The organism is Streptomyces sp. 796.1 (assembly GCF_047525675.1).
Taxonomy (GTDB): Bacteria; Actinomycetota; Actinomycetes; order Streptomycetales; family Streptomycetaceae; genus Streptomyces.
Genome location: NZ_JBLIWA010000026.1, coordinates 46029 through 67118 on the forward strand (window position 1 = coordinate 46029; position 21090 = coordinate 67118).

At 72.7% G+C, this 21090-nt stretch carries 18 protein-coding genes; 14 read left to right on the forward strand and 4 right to left on the reverse strand.

The genetic code is table 11. The annotated features are described in order from the left end of the window. Positions 1–54 precede the first annotated feature (54 nt). Together ACMA1D_RS18855 and ACMA1D_RS18860 are read right to left on the reverse strand one after the other, a co-directional pair. Positions 55–1197, reverse strand: a complete 1143-nt coding sequence (locus ACMA1D_RS18855) for an NADH-quinone oxidoreductase subunit D (protein WP_414725164.1) — start codon at positions 1195–1197, stop codon at positions 55–57. A gap of 5 nt (positions 1198–1202) precedes the next feature. Beyond that, entirely contained in the window at positions 1203–2375 is a 1173-nt protein-coding gene (locus ACMA1D_RS18860) for an SAM-dependent methyltransferase (RefSeq protein WP_414725211.1), read from the reverse strand. A gap of 535 nt (positions 2376–2910) precedes the next feature. Here ACMA1D_RS18860 and ACMA1D_RS18865 point away from each other — a divergent pair. Both ACMA1D_RS18865 and ACMA1D_RS18870 read left to right on the forward strand, forming a co-directional pair. Then, positions 2911–4119 carry a sensor histidine kinase gene (locus ACMA1D_RS18865; protein ID WP_414725165.1) on the forward strand — a complete coding sequence of 403 codons (1209 nt, stop codon included), beginning with the start codon at positions 2911–2913 and terminating at the stop codon, positions 4117–4119. A 235-nt stretch (positions 4120–4354) separates the two neighbouring features. Beyond that, entirely contained in the window at positions 4355–5035 is a 681-nt protein-coding gene (locus ACMA1D_RS18870) for a response regulator (protein WP_414725166.1), read from the forward strand. Between the two features lie 174 nt (positions 5036–5209). On the opposite strand, the gene ACMA1D_RS18875 is transcribed toward ACMA1D_RS18870, so the two are convergent. Next, complete coding sequence (locus ACMA1D_RS18875; RefSeq protein ID WP_414725167.1) at positions 5210–6304, reverse strand: DUF5937 family protein; 1095 nt, start codon at positions 6302–6304, stop codon at positions 5210–5212. A 99-nt stretch (positions 6305–6403) separates the two neighbouring features. Between ACMA1D_RS18875 and ACMA1D_RS18880 the strand changes: the two genes are divergently transcribed. From ACMA1D_RS18880 to ACMA1D_RS18930, 11 genes are all read left to right on the forward strand, one after another. Further along, entirely contained in the window at positions 6404–6673 is a 270-nt protein-coding gene (locus ACMA1D_RS18880; RefSeq protein ID WP_414725168.1) for a hypothetical protein, read from the forward strand. Between the two features lie 535 nt (positions 6674–7208). Beyond that, the gene (locus ACMA1D_RS18885; protein WP_414725169.1) at positions 7209–8180 is read left to right on the forward strand and encodes a Rossmann-like and DUF2520 domain-containing protein; all 972 of its coding nucleotides are present in this window, start codon (positions 7209–7211) and stop codon (positions 8178–8180) included. Further along, complete coding sequence (gene panC, locus ACMA1D_RS18890) at positions 8177–9307, forward strand: pantoate--beta-alanine ligase (RefSeq protein ID WP_414725170.1); 1131 nt, start codon at positions 8177–8179, stop codon at positions 9305–9307. The genes ACMA1D_RS18885 and panC overlap by 4 nt, the downstream gene beginning before the upstream one ends. After that, complete coding sequence (locus ACMA1D_RS18895; protein ID WP_414725171.1) at positions 9304–11544, forward strand: L-aspartate oxidase; 2241 nt, start codon at positions 9304–9306, stop codon at positions 11542–11544. The genes panC and ACMA1D_RS18895 overlap by 4 nt, the downstream gene beginning before the upstream one ends. 2 nt (positions 11545–11546) lie before the next feature. After that, positions 11547–12587: a carboxylating nicotinate-nucleotide diphosphorylase gene (gene nadC / locus ACMA1D_RS18900; protein WP_414725172.1), complete on the forward strand. Its 1041-nt coding sequence runs from the start codon at positions 11547–11549 to the stop codon at positions 12585–12587. Beyond that, positions 12587–13384: a type III pantothenate kinase gene (locus tag ACMA1D_RS18905; protein ID WP_414725173.1), complete on the forward strand. Its 798-nt coding sequence runs from the start codon at positions 12587–12589 to the stop codon at positions 13382–13384. Before nadC ends, ACMA1D_RS18905 begins: the two co-directional genes overlap by 1 nt. 931 nt (positions 13385–14315) lie before the next feature. After that, the gene (locus ACMA1D_RS18910; RefSeq protein ID WP_414725212.1) at positions 14316–15278 is read left to right on the forward strand and encodes a hypothetical protein; all 963 of its coding nucleotides are present in this window, start codon (positions 14316–14318) and stop codon (positions 15276–15278) included. A 174-nt stretch (positions 15279–15452) separates the two neighbouring features. Then, positions 15453–15638, forward strand: a complete 186-nt coding sequence (locus ACMA1D_RS18915) for a hypothetical protein (protein ID WP_349994623.1) — start codon at positions 15453–15455, stop codon at positions 15636–15638. Positions 15639–15907: 269 nt separating this feature from the next. Further along, positions 15908–16303 (forward strand): BlaI/MecI/CopY family transcriptional regulator, encoded by a 396-nt coding sequence (locus tag ACMA1D_RS18920; RefSeq protein WP_414725174.1) that lies wholly within the window; start codon positions 15908–15910, stop codon positions 16301–16303. Positions 16304–16312: 9 nt separating this feature from the next. Continuing rightward, a complete protein-coding gene (locus tag ACMA1D_RS18925) occupies positions 16313–16831 on the forward strand; it encodes an amino-acid N-acetyltransferase (protein ID WP_349994621.1) in 519 nt (172 codons plus the stop codon). A gap of 160 nt (positions 16832–16991) precedes the next feature. Further along, the gene (locus tag ACMA1D_RS18930) at positions 16992–17327 is read left to right on the forward strand and encodes an Lsr2 family protein (RefSeq protein WP_349994620.1); all 336 of its coding nucleotides are present in this window, start codon (positions 16992–16994) and stop codon (positions 17325–17327) included. Here the strand turns inward: ACMA1D_RS18930 and ACMA1D_RS18935 are convergent. Further along, positions 17258–17908, reverse strand: coding sequence for an SCO3374 family protein (locus tag ACMA1D_RS18935; RefSeq protein ID WP_414725175.1), 651 nt, complete (start codon positions 17906–17908; stop codon positions 17258–17260). The two genes, ACMA1D_RS18930 and ACMA1D_RS18935, sit on opposite strands and share 70 nt — an antisense overlap. A 618-nt stretch (positions 17909–18526) precedes the next feature. Between ACMA1D_RS18935 and ACMA1D_RS18940 the strand changes: the two genes are divergently transcribed. Next, the gene (locus ACMA1D_RS18940; protein ID WP_414725176.1) at positions 18527–21052 is read left to right on the forward strand and encodes an ATP-dependent Clp protease ATP-binding subunit; all 2526 of its coding nucleotides are present in this window, start codon (positions 18527–18529) and stop codon (positions 21050–21052) included. Positions 21053–21090: the final 38 nt, after the last annotated feature.

Genomic DNA, 21090 nt, shown 5'->3' on the forward strand with positions numbered 1-21090 from the left:
CGCGCAGCCCCCGGCCCGCACGGAGCGAACCCGCCCCTCCTCGCTCTCCTCGCCCTACTTGTCGATGTCGCCGACGACGAAGAACAGCGAGCCGAGGATGGCGACCATGTCGGCGACCAGGGTGCCGGGGAGCAGGTCGGTCAGGGCCTGGATGTTGTTGAAGGAGGCCGAGCGCAGTTTGAGGCGGTAGGGGGTCTTCTCGCCCTTGGAGACGAGGTAGTAGCCGTTGAGACCGAGGGGGTTCTCGGTCCAGGCGTAGGTGTGCCCCTCGGGGGCCTTGAGCACCTTGGGGAGCCGCTGGTTGATCGGGCCGGGCGGCAGGTCGGCGATGCGGTCCAGGCAGGCGTCGGCGAGGTCGAGCGAGTTGTGCGTCTGGTCAAGGAGGCATTCGAAGCGGGCCAGGCAGTCGCCCTCGCTGCGGGTGACGACGCGCAGCGTGTCGCGGAGTTCCCCGTACGCGAGGTACGGCTCGTCGCGGCGGAGGTCGAAGTCGACGCCGGAGGCGCGGGCGATCGGGCCGCTGACCCCGTACCCGTGCACCGACTGGGCGGTGAGCACGCCCACGTCGCGGGTGCGGGCCCGGAAGATGTCGTTCCCGAGCACCAACCGGTCATAGACGTCCATCCGCGAACGCGCCTCGGCCACCGCCGCGCGCGCCCGGCCGAGCCAACCGGCGGGCAGGTCCTCCTTGAGGCCGCCGACCCGGTTGAACATGAAGTGCATCCGGCCGCCGGAGATCTCCTCCATGACGGCCTGGAGCTCCTCGCGCTCGTGGAAGGCGTGGAAGACCGGGGTGATACCGCCCAGTTCGAGGGGGTACGAGCCGAGGAACATCAGGTGGTTGAGTACCCGGTTCAATTCGGCCAGCAGGGTGCGGGTCCACACCGCGCGCTCGGGCACCTCCATGCCGAGCATCCGCTCGACGGCGAGCACCACGCCGAGCTCGTTGGAGAAGGCGGAGAGCCAGTCGTGCCGGTTGGCGAGCATGATGATCTGGCGGTAGTCGCGCGCCTCGAACAGCTTCTCCGCACCGCGGTGCATGTAGCCGATGACCGGCTCCGCGTGGGTGATGACCTCGCCGTCGAGCACCAGCCGCAGCCGCAGCACGCCGTGCGTCGACGGGTGCTGCGGCCCGATGTTGAGCACCATGTCGGTGCTCTCCGCCGCTCCGCCGATGCCGACTGTCGTCTCCGTCATGCGCCCTAGTCTCTCAGCTCGCCCCGACGGGTTTCGGCCGCGTCCCGGGGTGGCCGGGGGAGTACCCGGTCGACGGCGAGTCCCCGTACGGGCTGACACAGCCAGCGGAAGCGCCCGAGGCCCGCGGGGTCGGTCAACTCGGCCGCGGCACCGGCCGCGCCCAGCGCCCGCAGATAGCCCACCGGGTCGCTGCTGGCCTGCGCCAACGGCGGTCGCCGCCCCTGCACGCCGAGCGCGTGCAGGGCTGCTCGTTGGGTCCGGATGGTGGGGGCTGCGGCGCCTCGGCCCGGGGTCGGGGTCGGGGTCTCGGCCGCCCCGGCCGCGCGGGCGCCCGCCGCCGCGCAGGCGTCCAGTGCCACGTGGGCGGTCAGGTCGCAGGAGCCGTCCGGTACGGGGCGGACCTCGCGGCCGGCGCGGAAGCCGGTGAGGGTGCCGTACGGGGGGCGCTCCGCGCGCTCGTGCGCGTAGTCGACGGCGATCGCCAGCCCGGCGTCCAGGCAGGCCACGGCCCGGGCCCAGGCGGCGTCGCGGGGTGCCCCGAGTTCGGCGCGCAGCCCCGGTTCCGGGCCGAGCGGCCACCACGCAGCCAGCCATGCCGCGTCCGCGGCCGACACCGGCCCGCCCAGCCGCTCCGTACCGTCCGGCGCCACCCGCACCAGGCGCGGCATGCCGTCCGCGGCCACTTCGACCACGTCGAGCGGCACGTTGTCCAGCCACTCGTTGGCGATCAACAGGCCGGTCAGCGAGCCGGGCGCGGGCAGCTCGGGGAGCCACTCGATGCGCGGGTCGAGCCCGGCCGGCCGCTCGGCGCGCTCGACGGCACACGGCCGGAGCCTGCCCACGAGCCCGCGCGCGACGCCGCCCCCGCCAGCGGTGGCGCCCGCCTCCCCGGCAGCGCCGCTGGCCTCACCACACGCGGGACCACCCACCGCACCCACCGCATCGACCACGTCCACCGCGGCCACCGCATCCAACGCGGCCAGCACGCCACGGAGGAGTTCGCCGCGGCCGGCGCCCACGTCGAGCAGGGTGAGTTCGGCGGGGTGGCCGAGCGCCGCGTCCACCCGGGTCAGCAGGGTGGCGATGGCCTGCGCGTACTGCGGCGAGGCGTGGACGGAGGTACGGAAGTGACCTGCGGGGCCCTCGGGGCGCCGGTAGAAGCCGTTCGGCCCGTACAGCGCGGACTCGGTCGCCTCCCGCCATCCGACGTCCTCCGCGGACCGCCCCGCGGGGCGGGGGGCCGCGCCCGCGTCATTCGCCTCGTCGGATGGTTCGGGTGGTTCCGTCCTAGGGCCTGTCTGTTCCACCTGGTCCGGCCGTTCTCTCCGCTGCTGAGGGTCCCGGCCGTGCCCGGCCGGCGTCGAGCGCGTACCCGCTCTGCTCCCATCTTCGCCGCTCCCGGCCGCCGGTCCGGCGGCCGGTGGCGCGCCCGCGCGCCCGTGGGCCGCCGATGCGCCCCGTACGACCGGTTTCGCCGCGGCGGGCCGGCCGGCGGCCCGGACGGTCGGCCCGGGCGTGAGATACGCCCCACCGATCCGACGCCGGGCTCATCCCTTCCACCGGCGCCTCGCTGACCTGCACTTTTGCTCATACGGGGCAGCAATACGGAGGAAAGCGAGCGCTCGATCTCCACCTTGCGGAGTACGCCGGTGCGTACCGGATCGACCGTCCGGTTGACCTCTGCACTTACTTCCCCTGCCTACGCTGGGTGACGTGCAGCGTCTCTACGATTTCCTCCGCAGACACCCGACCGGTGTGGACGGCTTCTGGGCCGTCATGCTGGCGGCCGTCTCGCTGCTCTGGATCGTGCAGGACAACGAACGGAACCACCCTGGGCCCATGGCGGTGGCAGCGAGCGGCGTGCTGTGCGGCACGCTCTGCCTGGCCAGTGCGTTCCGCCGGCAGGCGCCGGAGAAGATGCTGCTGGTGTGCGCCGGCGTCGGCGTCCTCCAACTGATCACCGACGTGGAGGTCAACCCAGCCGACTTCGCGATGCTGGTGTTGATCTACACCTGTGCGGCCGACGGCGCCCGCTGGTCCTCCTGGCTCGGTCTGGGAGGCGGCCTCATCGCCCCCTCGATCGCCGCGGTGCGCTGGCCGCCGGAAACCGAGACCGAGTGGCAGTCGATCGTCTCCGTCTTCTTCATGACCATCCCGTTCGCCCTCGCCTGGGTGCTCGGCGACTCGATAAGGACCCGCCGGGCCTACTACGCCCAGTTGGAGGAGCGCGCCGCCCGGCTGGAGCGGGAGCGCGAGGCGCAGGCCAAGGTGGCCGTCGCCGGCGAGCGCGCCCGGATCGCCCGCGAGCTGCACGACGTGGTCGCGCACAACGTGTCGGTGATGGTGGTGCAGGCCGACGGCGCCGCCTACGTCCTGGACGCCGCCCCCGACCAGGCCAAACAGGCCCTGGAGACGATCTCGGGCACCGGCCGGCAGGCGTTGGCCGAGATGCGGCGGCTGCTGGGCGTGCTGCGTACGGGGGAGGGCGCCGAGGGCGGCGAGTACGTGCCGCAGCCGGGCGTGGAGCAGTTGGCGGAGTTGATAGAGCAGGTGCGCGGGGCCGGGCTGCCGGTCGACTTCAAGGTGGAGGGCGACCCGCGCCCGCTGGACAGCGGTGTGGAGTTGACCGCGTACCGCATCGTGCAAGAAGCGCTCACCAACACGCGCAAGCACGGCGGCCAGCACGCCGGCGCGACCGTGCGCCTGGTGTACGCGGGCAGTGAGCTCGACCTGCTGATCGAGGACGACGGCCGGGGGGCCGGGCGCGAACTGTACGAGACGGGCGGCGCCGACGGCCTCGGCCACGGTCTGATCGGTATGCGCGAGCGCGTCGGGATGGTCGGCGGCAGTCTGGACGCGGGGCCGCGCAGCGGCGGCGGGTTCCGGGTCAGCGCGGTGCTGCCGCTGAAACCGGGGAGGTGAGGGCGGTGAGCGGGGCCCGCGGGGCGTCGCGTAGCGTCCCCCACCACGGCGGGCACCTGCCCGCGCCCATCGGCTGCCGACCCGCCCCCGGCCCGCGGGCCTGACCGGGCCCGGCCGGCCCGTACGCCAACCGTCCGAAGCGCCGCCCACCCTGCTCGACGGTCGCCCGAAGACCTCGTTCGATGATCACCCGAAGACCCCGCTCGACGACCACCTGAAGAAAGCGACCGAACCGATGCCGATCCGTGTGATGCTCGTCGACGACCAGGTGCTGCTGCGGACCGGCTTCCGCATGGTGCTCGCGGCCCAGCCGGACATGGACGTGGTGGCCGAGGCTGGCGACGGCCTCGAAGCGCTTGAGGTACTGCGGTCCACGCAGGTGGACGTCGTCCTGATGGACGTCCGCATGCCGCGGCTCGACGGCGTGGAGGCCACCGCCCGCATCTGCCGCGCCGAGAACGCGCCCAAGGTGCTCATCCTCACCACGTTCGACCTGGACGAGTACGCGTTCTCCGCGCTGAAGGCGGGCGCCGGCGGCTTCATGCTCAAGGACGTGCCGCCCGCCGAACTGCTCACCGCCATCCGCGCGGTGCACAGCGGTGACGCGGTGGTCGCCCCCAGCACCACCCGCCGGCTGCTCGACCGCTTCACGCCCATGCTGCCCAGCAGCACCGGCTCGGCCGAGGCGGAGCGCTCCGAGGTCAGCAAGCTCACCGACCGCGAGCGCGAGGTGATGCTGCTGGTCGCCCAGGGCCTGTCGAACGGCGAAATAGCGGCCAAGCTGGTGCTCTCCGAAGCGACCGTGAAGACCCACGTGGGCCGCATCCTCACCAAGCTCGGCCTGCGGGACCGGGTGCAGGTGGTGGTGCTGGCGTACGAGACGGGGCTGGTCAGGGCCGGCGGTACGGCGTCGTAGCGGCGACCGGGGGCGCGGTGCGCGGCGGGACCTGGCGTGGCGCGGCGCGGCGTACGGGGCCTGGTGCGGCGCGTGGTGGGACGTGGGACCTGGCGCGGCGCGCGGGTGGGACCTGTGACGTGGCGCGGCGCGTGGGGGACGCGGGCGCGCCGGTCCGCGCTCCCGCCCGCCGCCTCACCGCAGTACCGACTCCAGGAAGTCCGTGCCGAGCCGGGCCATCGCCGTCAGATCGAGGTGGTGCAGTACGTACCGGCCGCGCCGTCGGGTGGACAGCAGCCCGGCCTTCTTCAACACGGCCATGTGCCGCGAAACCTCGGGCGCGGTGATGTCGTACGCGGTGGCGAGCTCGCCGGTGGTGTGCGCGCCGCGGGCCAGGGTGCGGCAGAGCTTCATCCGGACCGGGTGGGCCACCGCCTCCAGGCGGAGCTGCACGATGTCCAGCGCCTGCGGGCGGGGCAGCTCGGGCGAGTTGACCGGGTAGTGCACGACCGGCTTCCACCCCGGCGCGTGCAGCACCAGCAGGTGCGGCCAGCCGAACGCGGTCGGCACGAACGTGATCCCGTGCCGGTCGCCCGGCTGGGTCGCGCTGGTCCTGCCGGTCACCAGCTTGTCCACCACGATCTGCTGCCGCTCCGTGTCGAGCGTCAGCGCCGGCGAGACCGCGGCCAACGCTTCGGCGAGCCCCTTGTGGCGCAGCAACTCCGCCTTGTGCCGGGCGTCGGCCGCGAGTTGGAACCGCACCCGCTGCCAGGTGTCCCCGAAGAACGCCTGCTCACAGTCCTCGAAGAGGCGGCGGAGCCAGGCCCGTACGGCCGGCGGGTCGGCCAGGATGCGTTCCACGAAGGCTGCCTGGGCCGGGCCGCGCGCCGCCGCGCGCTCCCGGGTGCGCTCGCGCTCGGCCCCGTCGTGCAGCGGGTTGGGCCGCGCGGTCCCGTACTGCGCCGAGCAGGAGATCTCCAGCGCCGCCATGACGAACTGCTCCTCGGGGAGTTCGTCGAGCCGGTCCAGGTCCTCGGTCAGGGTGGCGCCGGGGTTGGGCGGCAACAGCATGTCGGAGCGCGTGGTGCGCCACAGGAAGTCCGCTTCCTGGAGCCGGTCGGCCAGCTCCGGCTTGAGGGCGCACGCGGTGGTGGTCGTCCAACTGTGCAACCCCGGGTGGTGCGCCGGCTCGGCCAGCGCGTGCAGCGCCGCGCTCAGCTCCGCCAGGGGTGAGGGGGCGAAGACGATGCGCTCGGGGGACAGCCCCGCGATGTCGATGGTCAGGCTCACCCTCCTACTGTGCACTGCCGATGCCCCAGGTCAACGTCCACTTGACGGCCTTCGTCAATCGAAGCGACGGCCGCGCTCAGGCTGCCGCACGGTGAAGCCATGGACATCACGCAGCAGTACGCACTCGACCTCTACCGCAGCGCACAACAGGGCGTGCCCGCTCCGCCCGCGCCGGGCCGGCACGACTGGCGGGTGGCCGCCGAGGTCCGCGAGTACCGCAGATTCCAGGCCGTGATCGCGGAACGCGCCGCGACCGGCGGCCCGCTGACCCGTCTGCTCCACGCCGTCCGCCACACCCTGCGCCGCCGGCACCACCCCACCACCCCGCACACCAGCACCGGGGCGCGATCGGTGCGGGCTGGTTGCTGAGTGCGGTACGGGGCGGGGGCCTGGGCAGTACGGGGGCATTGAGCGGGGTGCGGGGTGCGGGGTGCGGGGTCGGGAGCGGCTGGGGCGCGGTCGGCCGTGGCGGTTGCCGATGCGCGGTACGAGGCGGGGCCGGCACGAGGGGCGTGGGGCGCGGCCGGGCGGGCCTGGGCGGTGCGGGTGCGGAAGTTGGCTGGTGGGGTGGGGGCTGGTTGCCGCGTGACGGGGCTTGCGACGGGCCCCGGGGCGGTGCATGGACGGTTGGTACGGGGCGCGTTGGGCGGTCGGGCTCGACCCGAACGGCCCGTACGGGAGTACGGGTGCGGGCGCCCCGCCGCGGGGCCGCCGGCGGCTGGCTCGCCCGTCGACGGGGGGCCGAGACCCCGCAAAGCCGGAGCGTAAACCGCAGGTCAGAGATGGTGGCCGCCGAGTTATCCACAGGCTGAGGACGTCCCAGGGGATCGCCGGGGGCACTCGCGTAGCATGGCGCTCAAACGTCCGGTACCCCTCGCGGACTGGAACGGAAGGCCGTCGCCCCGTGAATCCACCCACCATCCCCGAACCCCAGGACAGGCCCGCCCGGCTCACCGTCGGAGTCGTCGGCGCGGGCCGGGTCGGACCCGCGCTCGCCGCCGCGCTGAAGCTGGCCGGGCACCGTCCGGTCGCCGCATCCGGCGTCTCCGACGCCTCCCGGCGGCGGGCCGCCGCGCTGCTACCCGGGGTGCCCCTGGTCACCCCGGCCGAGGTGCTGGCCCGCGCGGAGCTCGTGCTGCTCACGGTGCCTGACGACGCGCTGCCCGACCTGGTCACAGGGCTGGTCGAGACGGGCGCGGTGCGCCCGGGGCAACTGCTCGTGCACACCTCGGGGCGGCACGGCACGGCCGTGCTCGCCCCCGCGCTGCGGGCGGGCGCGCTGCCGCTCGCGCTGCACCCGGCGATGACCTTCACCGGCACGCCGGTGGACGTGGACCGGCTCGCGGGGTGCGCCTTCGGCATCACCGCCCCCGATGAGCTGCGGCTCGCCGCCGAGGCGCTGGTCATCGAGATGGGCGGCGAGCCCGAGTGGATCGCCGAAGAGGCCCGCCCGCTGTACCACGCGGCGCTCGCCATCGGCGCGAACCACCTGGTCACGCTGGTCGCGCAGGCCCGTGAACTGTTGCAGGAAGCGGGCGTCGCGGCCCCCGGCCGGATGCTCGGCCCGCTGCTCGGCGCCGCCCTGGACAACGCGCTGCGCAGCGGCGACGCCGCGCTGACCGGCCCGGTCGCGCGCGGCGACGCGGGCACGGTGGCCGCGCACGTGGCCGAGCTGCGCCGGCGCGCACCGCAGGCCGTGCCGAGCTATCTGGCGATGGCGCGTACGACGGCGGACCGGGCGCTCGCGCACGGCCTGCTGAAGCCCGAGTTCGCCGAGGACCTGCTGGACGTGCTGGCCCACCGTGCGGACGACGGGCCACCGGGCGGCAGCGGGGGGACGGACAGTGCGAACGGGACGAGTGGAGGCGGCCGATGACCCCGCGACGGTGGAGCGAGCCGGTGGCCGGCGAGCCGGACGTGGAGCTGTGCACCAGCGTCCGTGAGTACGGCGAGGCGCTCGGCCCGTATCCGACGCCCGGCCGCTCGGCCGTGGTGATGACGATGGGCGCGCTGCACGCCGGGCACGCCACCTTGATCCGCGCCGCGCGCGCCCGGGTGGGCGATGAGGGCCTGGTCACGGTCACCGTCTTCGTCAACCCGCTCCAGTTCGGCGCGGGCGAGGACCTCGACCGCTACCCGCGCACCCTGGACGCCGACCTCCGGGTGGCGGCCGACGCCGGCGCCGACATCGTGCTGGCGCCGCCGGTGCACGAGGTGTATCCGGGCGGCCAGCCCGAGGTGCGGCTCGCCGCGGGCCCGATGGGCGAGCGGTACGAGGGGGCGTCCCGGCCGGGGCACTTCGACGGGGTGCTCACCGTGGTGGCCAAACTGCTCCACCTCACCCGCCCTGACCTGGCCTTCTTCGGTGAGAAGGATGCCCAGCAACTGGCCTTGATCCGCCGCATGGTCACCGACCTGAACTTCCCCGTGCAGATCGTCGGCATCCCCACCGTGCGCGAAGACGACGGCCTCGCCCTCTCCAGCCGCAACCGCTACCTGTCGGCCGCCGAGCGCGGCACGGCCCTCGCGCTCTCCCGGGCGCTGTTCGCCGGGCGCACGGCACTGACCGGCTCGACGACCCCGCCGCCCAGCGGCACGCCGCCGATGGGCGAGACGGAGCTGACGGCGGGCGTGGCCCCGAGCCTCAACGGCAGGTCGGGCGCCGCCGCGACCGGCCCCGGCCGCCCCGACCCGGGGGTCGGACACGCCGTCGCGGGCGCCGCCACCCGCGCCAGGCCCGCGCCCGAGACGCCATCGCGGCCCGCGGACCTGGTGCCGCCCGGCGCCGTGCGGGAGGCCGCGCGCGCCGTGCTGGCCGAGGCGGCCAGCGCCGATCCGCCGCTGGTCCTCGACTATCTGGCGCTGGTCGACCCGGCCGACTTCACCGAGGTCGACGACGGCTACGTGGGCGAGGCGGTGCTCGCGGTCGCGGCCCGGGTCGGCACCACCCGCCTCATCGACAACATCCGCCTGGAGTTCGCGGGCCGGGGAGACAGATCATGACCGACCAGCCTGGGGCAGGACCCCGCACCGACCACGCGCGCGCGGGCACGCATCCCGCGGACGCTGCGGGCATGCATCCCGCGGACGCCACGGACGCCACGGGTGCCGCGGGCTTCTCGGACGCCGCGGCCGGCGACGGCGTGGACCCCGGCGCGGCCCACGACTCCGGCGTGCGGTTGTACGCGCCCGAACCGGGCTGGGCGATCGACGCCGACGTGGTGGTGGTCGGCTCCGGCGTGGCCGGGCTGACGGTGGCGCTGCGCTGCGCCGCGGCGGGCGCAGCGGTCACCGTCGTCACCAAGGCCAGGCTCGACGACGGGTCCACGCGCTGGGCGCAGGGCGGCATCGCCGCGGCCCTGGGCGAGGGCGACACGCCCGCGCAGCACCGGGACGACACGCTCGTCGCGGGCGCCGGGCTGTGCGACGAGGCGGCCGTGCACACCCTGGTCACCGAGGGCCCCGGCGCCGTACACCGACTGATCGCCACCGGGGCGCAGTTCGACAGCGACGCCGCCACCGGCGAGATCCTGCTCACCCGTGAGGGTGGTCACCACCGCCGGCGCATCGTCCATGCGGGCGGTGACGCGACCGGCGCCGAGGTATCCCGGGCGCTGGTCGAGGCCGTCCGCGCGGCGGGCGCGCCGGCGCCGACCCCGGCCCCCGTACCGACACCGGACGCGCAGCAAGCCGCGGACGCACCGCAAGCCCCGGCCGCCCCGGCCGCACCTGTCCCCGCCGTGCGCCCCGGCCGGATCGAGACCATCGAGAACGCCCTCGTGCTCGACCTGCTCAGGGACCGGGCGGGCCGGGCCGCGGGCGTGACCCTGCACGTGATGGGCGAGGGCCAGCGGGACGGCGTCGGGGCGGTGCGGGCCCGGCACGTCGTGCTCGCCACCGGCGGCATGGGCCAGGTCTTCTCGGCGACCACCAACCCGGCGGTCTCCACCGGCGACGGCGTGGCGCTCGCGCTGCGCGCCGGCGCCGAGGTCTCCGACCTGGAGTTCGTCCAGTTCCACCCGACGGTGCTGTGGCTCGGCCCGGACGCCGAGGGGCAGCAGCCGCTGATCTCCGAGGCGGTGCGCGGCGAGGGCGCGTACCTGGTGGACGCCGAGGGCACCCGGTTCATGGTCGGCCAGCACGAACTCGCGGAGCTGGCCCCGCGCGACATCGTCGCCAAGGGCATCACGCGCCGCATGCAGGAGCGCGGCGCCGAGCACATGTACCTGGACGCGCGGCACTTCGGCGCCGCCATGTGGGAGCAGCGCTTCCCGACGATCCTCGCGGCCTGCCGGGCGCACGGCATCGACCCGGTGACCGAGCCGGTCCCGGTCGCCCCGGCCGCGCACTACGCCAGCGGCGGCGTACGGACCGACCTGCGCGGCCGTACGACGGTGCCGGGCCTGTACGCCTGCGGCGAGGTGGCCTGCACCGGCGTGCACGGCGCGAACCGGCTGGCCTCCAACTCCCTCCTCGAAGGGCTGGTCTTCGCGGAGCGCATCGCGGCCGACATCACGGCGCGGCCCCTGCCGGACGGCACCGCTCCCGGTGGGGCGGCTCCCGCCAACACGCCGCCCGCCAACACGCCCCCCGCCGGCACCGACCTCGCCAGCACCGCTCCCGCCGGCACGCCTGCGGCCGACACCGCGACCACCGAGCCCCCCAGCCCCACCGCGGACACCGGAATCCCCACGGCACAGCCCTCCCACCCGAACCCCCTGCTCGCCCCCGAAGCACGGTTCGCCGTGCAGCGGATCATGACGACGGGGGCCGGAGTGCTGCGTTCCGGAGCGAGCCTTCGCCGGGCGGCCGAGCAGCTCGACCGGCTGCACGAGGACGCCGCGCAGGCGTTCGCCACCGACGGCAAGACTGCCGAGCCCGGCGTGGAGACCTGGGAGGCCACCAACCTGTTGCTGGTCGCCCGGGCGCTGGTCACCGCGGCGCTGCGGCGTGCGGAGACCCGCGGCTGCCACTGGCGCGAGGACTGCCCGGACCGGGACGACGCCTGGGGCCACCACCTGCTGATCACCCTGCGCCCGGACCGGACGCTGGCCGTCCGCCCGTCGCAGAGCCCCGACTTCCCGCCCGTACGATATGGCCCCGGCGAGCGGCCCCCAGCTACCGCCGGGTCCTCCGCAGAGCCGTCCGCCGGACCCTCCGCAGCGCCGCCCGCCGCCGCCGATCCGGCCCCGGCCAGTTCCCCCGAAGACAGCCCCACCGACCTCATCCAGGAGTCGTGACCGTGAGCACTCCCGACGACAGCGCCCAGCCAGCGGACCTCCCGCTGCTCCAGATCGGTGACCCGGCCGCCGAGGGAGCGGGCGGGGCCGGTGGCTGCGGCGACGGCTGCGGCTGCGGGGCGCCGGACGGCGCGTACGGCCTCGATCCGCTGGAGTGCGGACTCGACCCCGACCTGGCCGCGCTGCTGGTCGCCGCCGGGCTCGACCCGGTGCAGGTGGAGGACATCGCGCACATGGCGATCGAGGAGGACCTCGACCGCGGCGTGGACGTCACGACCGTGGCGACCATCCCCGAGGACGCGCAGGCCACCGGCGACTTCACCGCGCGCGAGGCCGGCACGGTGGCGGGCCTCCGCATCGCCGAGGCGATCCTGTCGGTGGTGTGCACCGACGCGTTCGAGGTCGAGCGGCACGCCGAGGACGGCGACCGGGTCGCCCCGGGCGAGAAGCTGCTGACCGTCCGCACCCGCACCCGCGACCTGCTGACCGGCGAGCGCAGCGCGCTCAACCTGATGTGCCGGCTGTCCGGCGTCGCCACCGCCACCCGCGCCTGGGCGGACGCGCTGGAGGGCACCGGCGCAGCCGTCCGCGACACCCGCAAGACCACGCCCGGGCTGCGCGCCCTGGAGAAGTACGCGGTGCGCTGCGGCGGCGGCGTCAACCACCGCATGTCGCTCTCGGACGCGGCGCTGATCAAGGACAACCACGTGATCGCGGCCGGTGGCGTGGCGGCGGCGTTCAAGGCCGTACGGGAGGAGTTCCCCGGCCTGCCGATCGAGGTCGAGGTGGACCGCATCGACCAGATCGAGCCGGTGCTCGCGGAGGGCGCCGAGCTGATCCTGCTGGACAACTTCACGCCCGAGCAGACCCGGGAGGCCGTCGCTCTGGTAGCCGGCCGGGCCAAGCTGGAGTCATCGGGCCGGCTCACCCTGGACAACGCGCGCGCGTACGCGGAGACGGGCGTGGACTACCTCGCGGTCGGCGCGCTCACCCACTCCTCGCCCATCCTCGACATCGGCCTGGATCTGCGGGAGGAGGACTGATGCTGCTCACCATCGACGTCGGCAACACGCACACCGTGCTCGGCCTGTTCGACGGCGAGGACATCGTCGAGCACTGGCGCATCTCCACCGACGCCCGCCGCACCGCCGACGAACTGGCCGTACTGCTGCACGGTCTGATGGGCATGCACCCGCTGCTCGGCGAGGAACTCGGCGACGGCATCGAGGGCATCGCCATCTGCTCCACCGTCCCCTCGGTCCTGCACGAGCTGCGCGAGGTCACCCGCCGCTACTACGGCGACGTGCCGGCCGTCCTGGTCGAGCCGGGCGTCAAGACCGGCGTGCCGATCCTGATGGACCACCCCAAGGAGGTCGGCGCCGACCGCATCATCAACGCGCTGGCGGCGGTCGAGCTCTACGAGGGCCCGTGCGTGGTCGTGGACTTCGGCACGGCGACCACGTTCGACGCGGTGAGCGCGCGCGGCGAGTACGTCGGTGGCGTCATCGCCCCCGGCATCGAGATCTCCGTGGAGGCGCTCGGCGTCAAGGGCGCCCAGCTCCGCAAGATCGAACTGGCCCGCCCGCGCAGCGTGATCGGCAAGAACACGGTCGAGGCCATGCAGTCCGGCATCCTGTACGGGTTCGCCGGTCAGGTGGACGGCGTGGTGGCCCGGATGGCCAGGGAACTGGCCGACGACCCCGACGACGTCACCGTCATCGCCACCGGTGGCCTCGCCCCGCTGGTCCTCGGTGAAGCGGCCGTCATCGACGAACACGAGCCCTGGCTCACGCTGATAGGGCTCCGCCTGGTCTACGAACGCAACGTCTCCCGAACGTGATCCGCTGCCGCACCTGAGCTGCTGCCGGGCCGGGCCCCGTTCCTGCGCGCGAGCTGCTTCCGGGCCGGGCCCCGCCGTCCGTAACCCATCCGCTGGCGCGCCCGGTCCACTGCCGCGCCCCGGTCTCGGAACGGCTGCGCCGGGCGAGGCGCGTACGGCGCGTACCGGCGGGCTGGTTCCGCACGGGGTGGTCCCGCACGGGGTGGTCCCCGGGGTCGATACGGGTGTGCCGGGTGCGGTCCGGTCGGCGTCTTCGGCGCGTGGCACGTGGTCGAACCTGGTGTTCCGCGTCCGTGTTCCGACCCGGGTTCGGTGACCCCCGAATTCTCCTTCCCGTGGTGCACTTCTCGCCGGCTGCTCATCCCCGCTTGTTTCCGTTCACATAAGCGCGAAACGGCTCGCAATTCTTCGCTTTTGACCGCCAGGTGTTCTGGCCGTCGCCTTGTCCGATCGCACGGATCGGTATTGCGGATTCCCACCCGCCACCTGGCCCAGCGACATCACACCGGCACCGACCCCGAGCGCGATCCGTGCCCGAGTCCGGCCGGAGTCCCGCCCGCGCCCGGCCCGCTTCCCGCCCACTGCGCCGATCGGCGCGTACGACGGTAGGACCGGACTGCGGTACGACCGGACGACGGCGGGCCCGCACGCCTCCGCGCCTCGTACTCCGTGCCCACCCACCACAGGCGCACCCGCACCCAAGACGCAAGCAGGGCACGCCCGGTGCTGCGCACTAAGCGACATTTGTCTGGTAAGCACTTAAAGTCGTTTCATGCCCACGCCCTATGGATCGCGAGGCGGTATGGCGTTCAGCGCAGATGAGCTGCGCGTTCTCCGGCGTGCCCTCGCGCTCGCGCTCGAACCGACCACCGCCGTCCCCGCCCCCGCGGCGGCCCCGCCCAGCGCGGACGCCGCGGCCGGGCCGGCCCCGCTGCGCCCGGCCGACCCCGCCGAGCAGCCGTGCCGCCCGGCCGACGGCGGGGCAGCCGCGTCCCGCCCGGCCGGCGCGTCGCGCGGCGCCCGTACCGCCCCGCCCGGCCAGCGCAGCGCCCCAGGCCAGCGGCGCCCGACCGCGGAGGAGGACCGGGCCGACGAGGTACGGGAGTTCCTGCGGCTCGCGCAGGGCGTGGACGAGGCCGTGCACGAGGGCGGCCGGCTCAGGGCCTTCCTGCTGGCGGAACTCGCCCGCTACCGGGCCGCGCTGCCCGGTGCCGCCGTCGGCTATCTGGAGCAACTGACGAGCGCCCTGTCCGCCGGCTACCTGCCGCGCGCCGAGGACCTGATGGCGCTCCGTGCCCTGCGCGCCGCCCCGGCGGGCCCGGCCGAGTCCCGGCGGCGGGCCGCCCTGCTGCGGCACTGCGAGCAGTTGGCCGAGTGGGAGGTACGGGCCCGGCTGGTCGCACTGCCCGGCGGCCGGACCGACCCGCCAGCGACCACGACCGCCACCCCGCCCACCACGGGCACGGCCACCACGGGCACACCCACCACAGGCACGGCGCCCAGCGCCCCGCGTGTCTCCGCCGCAGGGCCGGTCCCCGCGTCGCGCCCGGCCCCCACCACGCGTGCCGCCGCCCCTCCCGCCACCCTGTCCGGGGACGAACCCGCGCCGGCCGGGGCGCCGCGGCCCGCGCCGGGCAAGGGCCCCGCCGAGCGACCCGCGACGAAGCCGGGCCCCGCCGCGCCGCGCCGCCCGGTGCCCACCCCCGGCGAGGTCTTCCCCCGCAAGCGGCCCGCCCCGCAGCCCACCCAGGCGCCCCCGGCCGACGACCGTGAGCCCTCCGAGCCCCCCGAGCCCTCCCAGTTCGCCGGGCACGCAGGAAACTCCAGGCACCCGGGGCGCACCGGGCACTCGGAGGTTTCCCGATTCCCGCATCTGGCGGCCCGCTCGGCCTGACCGCCCGCCCCGGCCGGCGGATCTCCCGGGCCGGCGGAATGTTCGGGCCGGCGGAACGTTCGGCGTGGTGGGGCCGTCCCGGCCCCTTCGCCCCCGTTTCGCCGGCCCCCTGTCAAGGCCGCGCGGAGGCCACCGCGTAACCTGGTGCCCTCAGGCACAGGGAGGCCGACACTCATGGATTACGTCTCCGCGCTGGTCCCGCCCGTCGTGATGGCCGTGGCCTTTATCGCGCTGATCAAGACCATCGTGAAGAGCCAGGGCGGCGCCAATAAGAGCAAGGAGGACGCCGCGGTGGATTCCGTACTGGCGTCCGCCGAGCGGACCCGACAGGACGGCGTGCCGGGCGAACAGGGCGCCTGAGCCGACCGGCCGCGCCGCCCAGCACCCATTCCGGCGCCGGCCGAGCCACCCCGTACCCATTCGGCGCCGGCCACCCCACCCGGCACCCATTTCGGCACCGACCCGCCGCCCGTACCCATTCGGCACCGGCCGGCCGCGGCCGAAATCGGGAGGTGTCCACGGCCGCCGGGCCCAGCAGGGACGCATGAACCGTGCCAATGGCCGGATCATGCGTCCTTTTCTCTGCCCATTAACCGGGCAAATGGGACATCTGCCACTATTATTCAGGTGTGCCTCGGCCTTTGGGAGAGTTGGAAGACGCCGTGATGACGCGGGTGTGGAAGTGGAACCGCCCGGTCACCGTCCGAGAAGTGCTGGAAGACCTTCAGCAGGAACGCTCGATCGCGTACACGACCGTCATGACGGTAATGGACAACCTTCATCAGAAGGGCTGGGTCAGGCGGGAAGCAGAAGGCCGTGCCTATCGATATGAAGCCGTCTCCACCCGGGCCGCCTACGCCGCCGCACTCATGAACGAAGCGTGGTCCGCTAGTGACAACCCGGCGGCGGCCCTCGTGGCGTTCTTCGGGATGATGTCCGAAGGCCAGCGGGAAGCGCTCCGCGATGCCATGCGGGTGGTACAACTCGACGAGCCCGGCGACACCTCGGGTGAAGCAGGGCGATAGCGTCCGGCCATGTCCCCACTATCAAAAGCCGTCACAGTCCGCCGGGCCCGCACCACCGATGTTCGTGCCGTACGACGTCTCATCGACGCCTACGTGGGCGAGCGCATCCTGCTCGACAAAGCGACCGTGACGCTTTACGAGGACATCCAGGAGTTCTGGGTGGCCGAGCGGGACGAGGACGGCGAGGTCATTGGCTGCGGCGCGCTCCATGTGATGTGGGAAGACCTGGCCGAGGTGCGCACCCTGGCAGTCCATCCGGAGCTCATGGGTTGCGGTGTGGGGCACCAAGTACTGGACAAGCTGTTGCAGACGGCGCGATGGCTCGGGGTTCGGCGAATTTTCTGCCTCACCTTCGAAGTCGAGTTCTTCAGCAAGCACGGCTTCGTAGAGATCGGGGAGACGCCGGTCGACGGCGATGTCTACAGCGAGCTGCTGCGTTCCTATGATGAGGGCGTCGCGGAGTTCCTTGGCCTCGAACGGGTGAAGCCGAACACCCTTGGCAACAGTCGGATGCTTCTGCAACTGTGATCGCCGGCCCCTATGTCCGAATCGCTCACCTATCACATAGCTCCGCGACAGAGTGTTCCCACGCGGATGCGTAGCTGAACCTTCCCAGGGGGTTTGTGTTTTCTCGGGAAAAGCGGTTTGCTAATGCCTCGTAATCCCTTATCCGTGAAAGGAATCCTCAATGGCACAGAAGGTTCAGGTCCTTCTTGTTGATGACCTCGACGGTGGCGAGGCCGACGAGACCGTGACGTTCGCGCTCGATGGCAAGACGTACGAGATCGACCTCACCACGGCCAACGCGGACAAGCTCCGCTCCGCTCTTGAGCCGTACACCAAGAGCGGTCGTCGCACGGGCGGTCGTGCCGCCGGTGGTCGTGGTCGCGTGCGCACGGGTGCGAGCAGCAGCCAGGACACGGCGAAGATCCGCGCCTGGGCGAAGGAGAACGGTTACGAGGTCAACGACCGCGGTCGCGTTCCGGCGACGGTGCGCGAGGCGTACGAGAAGGCCAACGGCTGAGACCGGCCCGCCCCCTTGCGCCGCACGTGCAGCAGTCGGGCCCGGTGGCATTCCGTCGCCGCGACGCTGACCAGCCGGACCAGGTCCGGGACGTCGGCGTCGCCCTGAAAGCCGTCCCTTCCCGTTCCGTCGGGAAGGCCGTGGACCCCTCGGGCTCCCTCCCCGTGCCGGAGGCCGAGGGACGGCAATCCCCCTCTCGTTCCGCACCCCGGCCTCGGAGGCCGCACCCACGCGGCGGTCCCTCGCGAGCCGCGCCCCCCGAGGAGCCGCTGGGTGGGTGCGGGTGCGGCCATCCGACCGCCCGCGCCGAGTGCGGTCATCTCCAGCGGCACGCCGCCCCAGTCGAGCCAATCGAGCAGCCCCGGCAGCTCGTCGGCGCCGCCCGGGGCGATGAGGAAGCGCACCTTCCCCTGATGGACGGCCACCGGGCCGGTGCGCGGCACCCGGCGCAACGTCGCGTACCCCGCGGCGGCCGGCACCTCCACCACGTCGAAGAGCAGCCCGGTCAGCAACTGGACCGGGCCCTTGCATGCCGGGTCCGTGGGCCAGCCCAACTCACGCTCGTACCACTCGCGCACCACCCGCCACGGCGCGCGCGGACGCGGCCCGCTCCGGGGCGTGCGGGACGCGGGAGGGCGGGGCGGCAGCGGAACTCGGAGGAGTCCGACGGGACGAGATGGTCGGGGGAGCCGGGGAAGCCGGGGGAGTGGTGTCGCGTCCGGGTCGTATGGGGCCATGTCCGGGGCAACCCCAGCCGGGATCGAGGGGTTACGCTCGGTTGACACGACATGGCCGTGCGTGTTCGGCCTCGGGTGTGCGGGGAGCGGTTGAGGCTCTTCGGCGGCGCGAGGTTGTTCGCCCGTAGCGGATGGAAGCGGCTCACGCGGCATGGAGTGTCAGTGCGTGAGGGTAAAACAGTCCTAGTGGGAAGGGGCGGCCCGGCAGTCGGGGCAAGGGCGCGTTCGCCATCGGCGTAGTGGCGGTATGCGTAAGTGCTTGGCCTGCGGGAACATCGTCTCGCACCATCGGGTTGGAGCAGGTGTCGGCTGTTCGGGGCAGGAATCCTCGCCACCGGTACGGGGGGAGATCCCGGGTGTCGGCAGTTGGAATGAGCGGTCCCTGCTTGCGGGACTAAGCTGCGGAAGGACAGGGAGGGGATCGTCCCCGATCTTTCTGACCGCTCTGAGGAGCGATTAACGATGTTCGAGAGGTTCACCGACCGTGCGCGGCGGGTTGTCGTCCTGGCTCAGGAAGAAGCCCGGATGCTCAACCACAACTACATCGGCACCGAGCACATCCTCCTGGGCCTGATCCACGAGGGTGAGGGTGTCGCCGCTAAGGCCCTGGAGAGCCTCGGGATTTCGCTCGAGGCGGTCCGGCAGCAGGTGGAGGAGATCATCGGTCAGGGCCAGCAGGCCCCGTCCGGGCACATCCCCTTCACCCCCCGAGCCAAGAAGGTCCTGGAGCTCTCGCTCCGCGAGGCCCTTCAGCTCGGCCACAACTACATCGGCACGGAGCACATCCTGCTCGGCCTGATCCGCGAGGGCGAGGGCGTCGCAGCCCAGGTCCTCGTGAAGCTCGGCGCCGATCTGAACCGGGTGCGGCAGCAGGTCATCCAGCTACTCTCCGGGTACTCCGGGGGCAAGGAAGCCGCCACGGCCGGCGGCCCGGCGGAGGGCACGCCCTCCACTTCCCTGGTGCTGGACCAGTTCGGCCGCAACCTCACGCAGGCCGCCCGCGAATCCAAGCTCGACCCGGTCATCGGGCGCGAGAAGGAGATCGAGCGGGTCATGCAGGTGCTTTCGCGCCGCACCAAGAACAACCCGGTCCTCATCGGCGAGCCCGGCGTCGGCAAGACGGCGGTCGTCGAGGGACTGGCGCAGGCCATCGTCAAGGGCGAGGTTCCCGAGACGCTCAAGGACAAGCACCTGTACACCCTGGACCTGGGTGCGCTGGTCGCCGGTTCGCGTTACCGCGGTGACTTCGAAGAGCGCCTGAAGAAGGTGCTCAAGGAGATTCGCACGCGCGGCGACATCATTCTGTTCATCGACGAGCTGCACACCCTGGTGGGTGCGGGCGCGGCCGAGGGCGCGATTGACGCCGCCAGCATTCTGAAGCCGATGCTGGCCCGTGGTGAGCTCCAGACCATTGGCGCCACCACGCTCGACGAGTACCGCAAGCACCTGGAGAAGGACGCGGCCCTTGAGCGCCGTTTCCAGCCGATCCAGGTCGCGGAGCCGTCGCTGCCGCACACCATCGAAATTCTCAAGGGCCTGCGCGACCGGTACGAGGCGCACCACCGCGTTTCCATTACCGACGCCGCTCTGGTGGCCGCCGCGCAGCTCGCCGACCGCTACATCTCCGACCGCTTCCTGCCGGACAAGGCGATCGACCTCATCGACGAGGCCGGTTCCCGGATGCGCATTCGCCGGATGACCGCACCGCCGGACCTCCGCGAATTCGACGAGAAGATCGCCGACGTGCGCCGTGAGAAGGAGTCCGCGATCGATTCGCAGGACTTCGAGATGGCCGCCGGGCTGCGCGACAAGGAGAAGCAGCTCCTGGCCGCGAAGGCGAAGCGGGAGAAGGAATGGAAGGCCGGCGACATGGATGTCGTCGCCGAGGTGGACGAGGAGCTGATTGCCGAGGTTCTGGCGACGGCCACCGGCATTCCGGTCTTCAAGCTGACCGAGGAGGAGTCCTCCCGGCTGCTGCGGATGGAAGACGAACTGCACAAGCGCGTCATTGGCCAGAAGGACGCCATCAAGGCGCTCTCGCAGGCCATCCGGCGCACCCGGGCGGGGCTCAAGGACCCGAAGCGGCCCGGCGGTTCGTTCATCTTCGCCGGCCCTTCCGGTGTCGGTAAGACCGAGCTGAGCAAGACGCTCGCCGAGTTCCTGTTCGGCGACGAGGACGCGCTCATCTCGCTCGACATGTCGGAGTTCAGCGAGAAGCACACGGTTTCCCGACTCTTCGGCTCGCCCCCCGGATACGTGGGCTACGAGGAGGGCGGCCAGCTCACCGAGAAGGTGCGCCGCAAGCCGTTCTCCGTCGTCCTCTTCGACGAGGTCGAAAAGGCCCACCCGGACATCTTCAACTCGCTGTTGCAGATCCTGGAAGACGGTCGCCTGACCGACTCCCAGGGCCGGGTCGTGGACTTCAAGAACACGGTCATCATCATGACGACCAACCTCGGCACCCGGGACATCTCCAAGGGCTTCAACCTCGGCTTCGCCGCCGCGGGTGACGTCCGCACCGGGTACGAGCGGATGAAGAACAAGGTCAACGAGGAGCTCAAGCAGCACTTCCGGCCCGAGTTCCTCAACCGTGTCGATGACACCGTGGTCTTCCACCAGCTCACCGAGGAAGACATCATCCAGATCGTCGACCTGATGGTGACCAAGGTGGACGAGCGGCTGAAGGACCGCGACATGGGCCTTGAGCTCAGCGCGGACGCCAAGTCCCTGCTCGCCAAGAAGGGTTACGACCCGGTGCTCGGCGCCCGGCCGCTGCGCCGGACGATCCAGCGCGAGATCGAGGACACGCTCTCGGAGAAGATCCTCTTCGGCGAGCTGCGCCCCGGTCACATCGTGGTCGTCGGCGTCGAGGGTGAGGGCGAGGAGAAGAAGTTCACCTTCCGCGGTGAGGAGAAGACGGCGCTGCCCGACACTCCTCCGGTCGAGTCGGCCGCCGGTGGCAGCCCGAACCTGAAGAAGGAAGCGTGATCTGACGCAGCACGCCAGGCCGCTGCCCGGACAGGGCG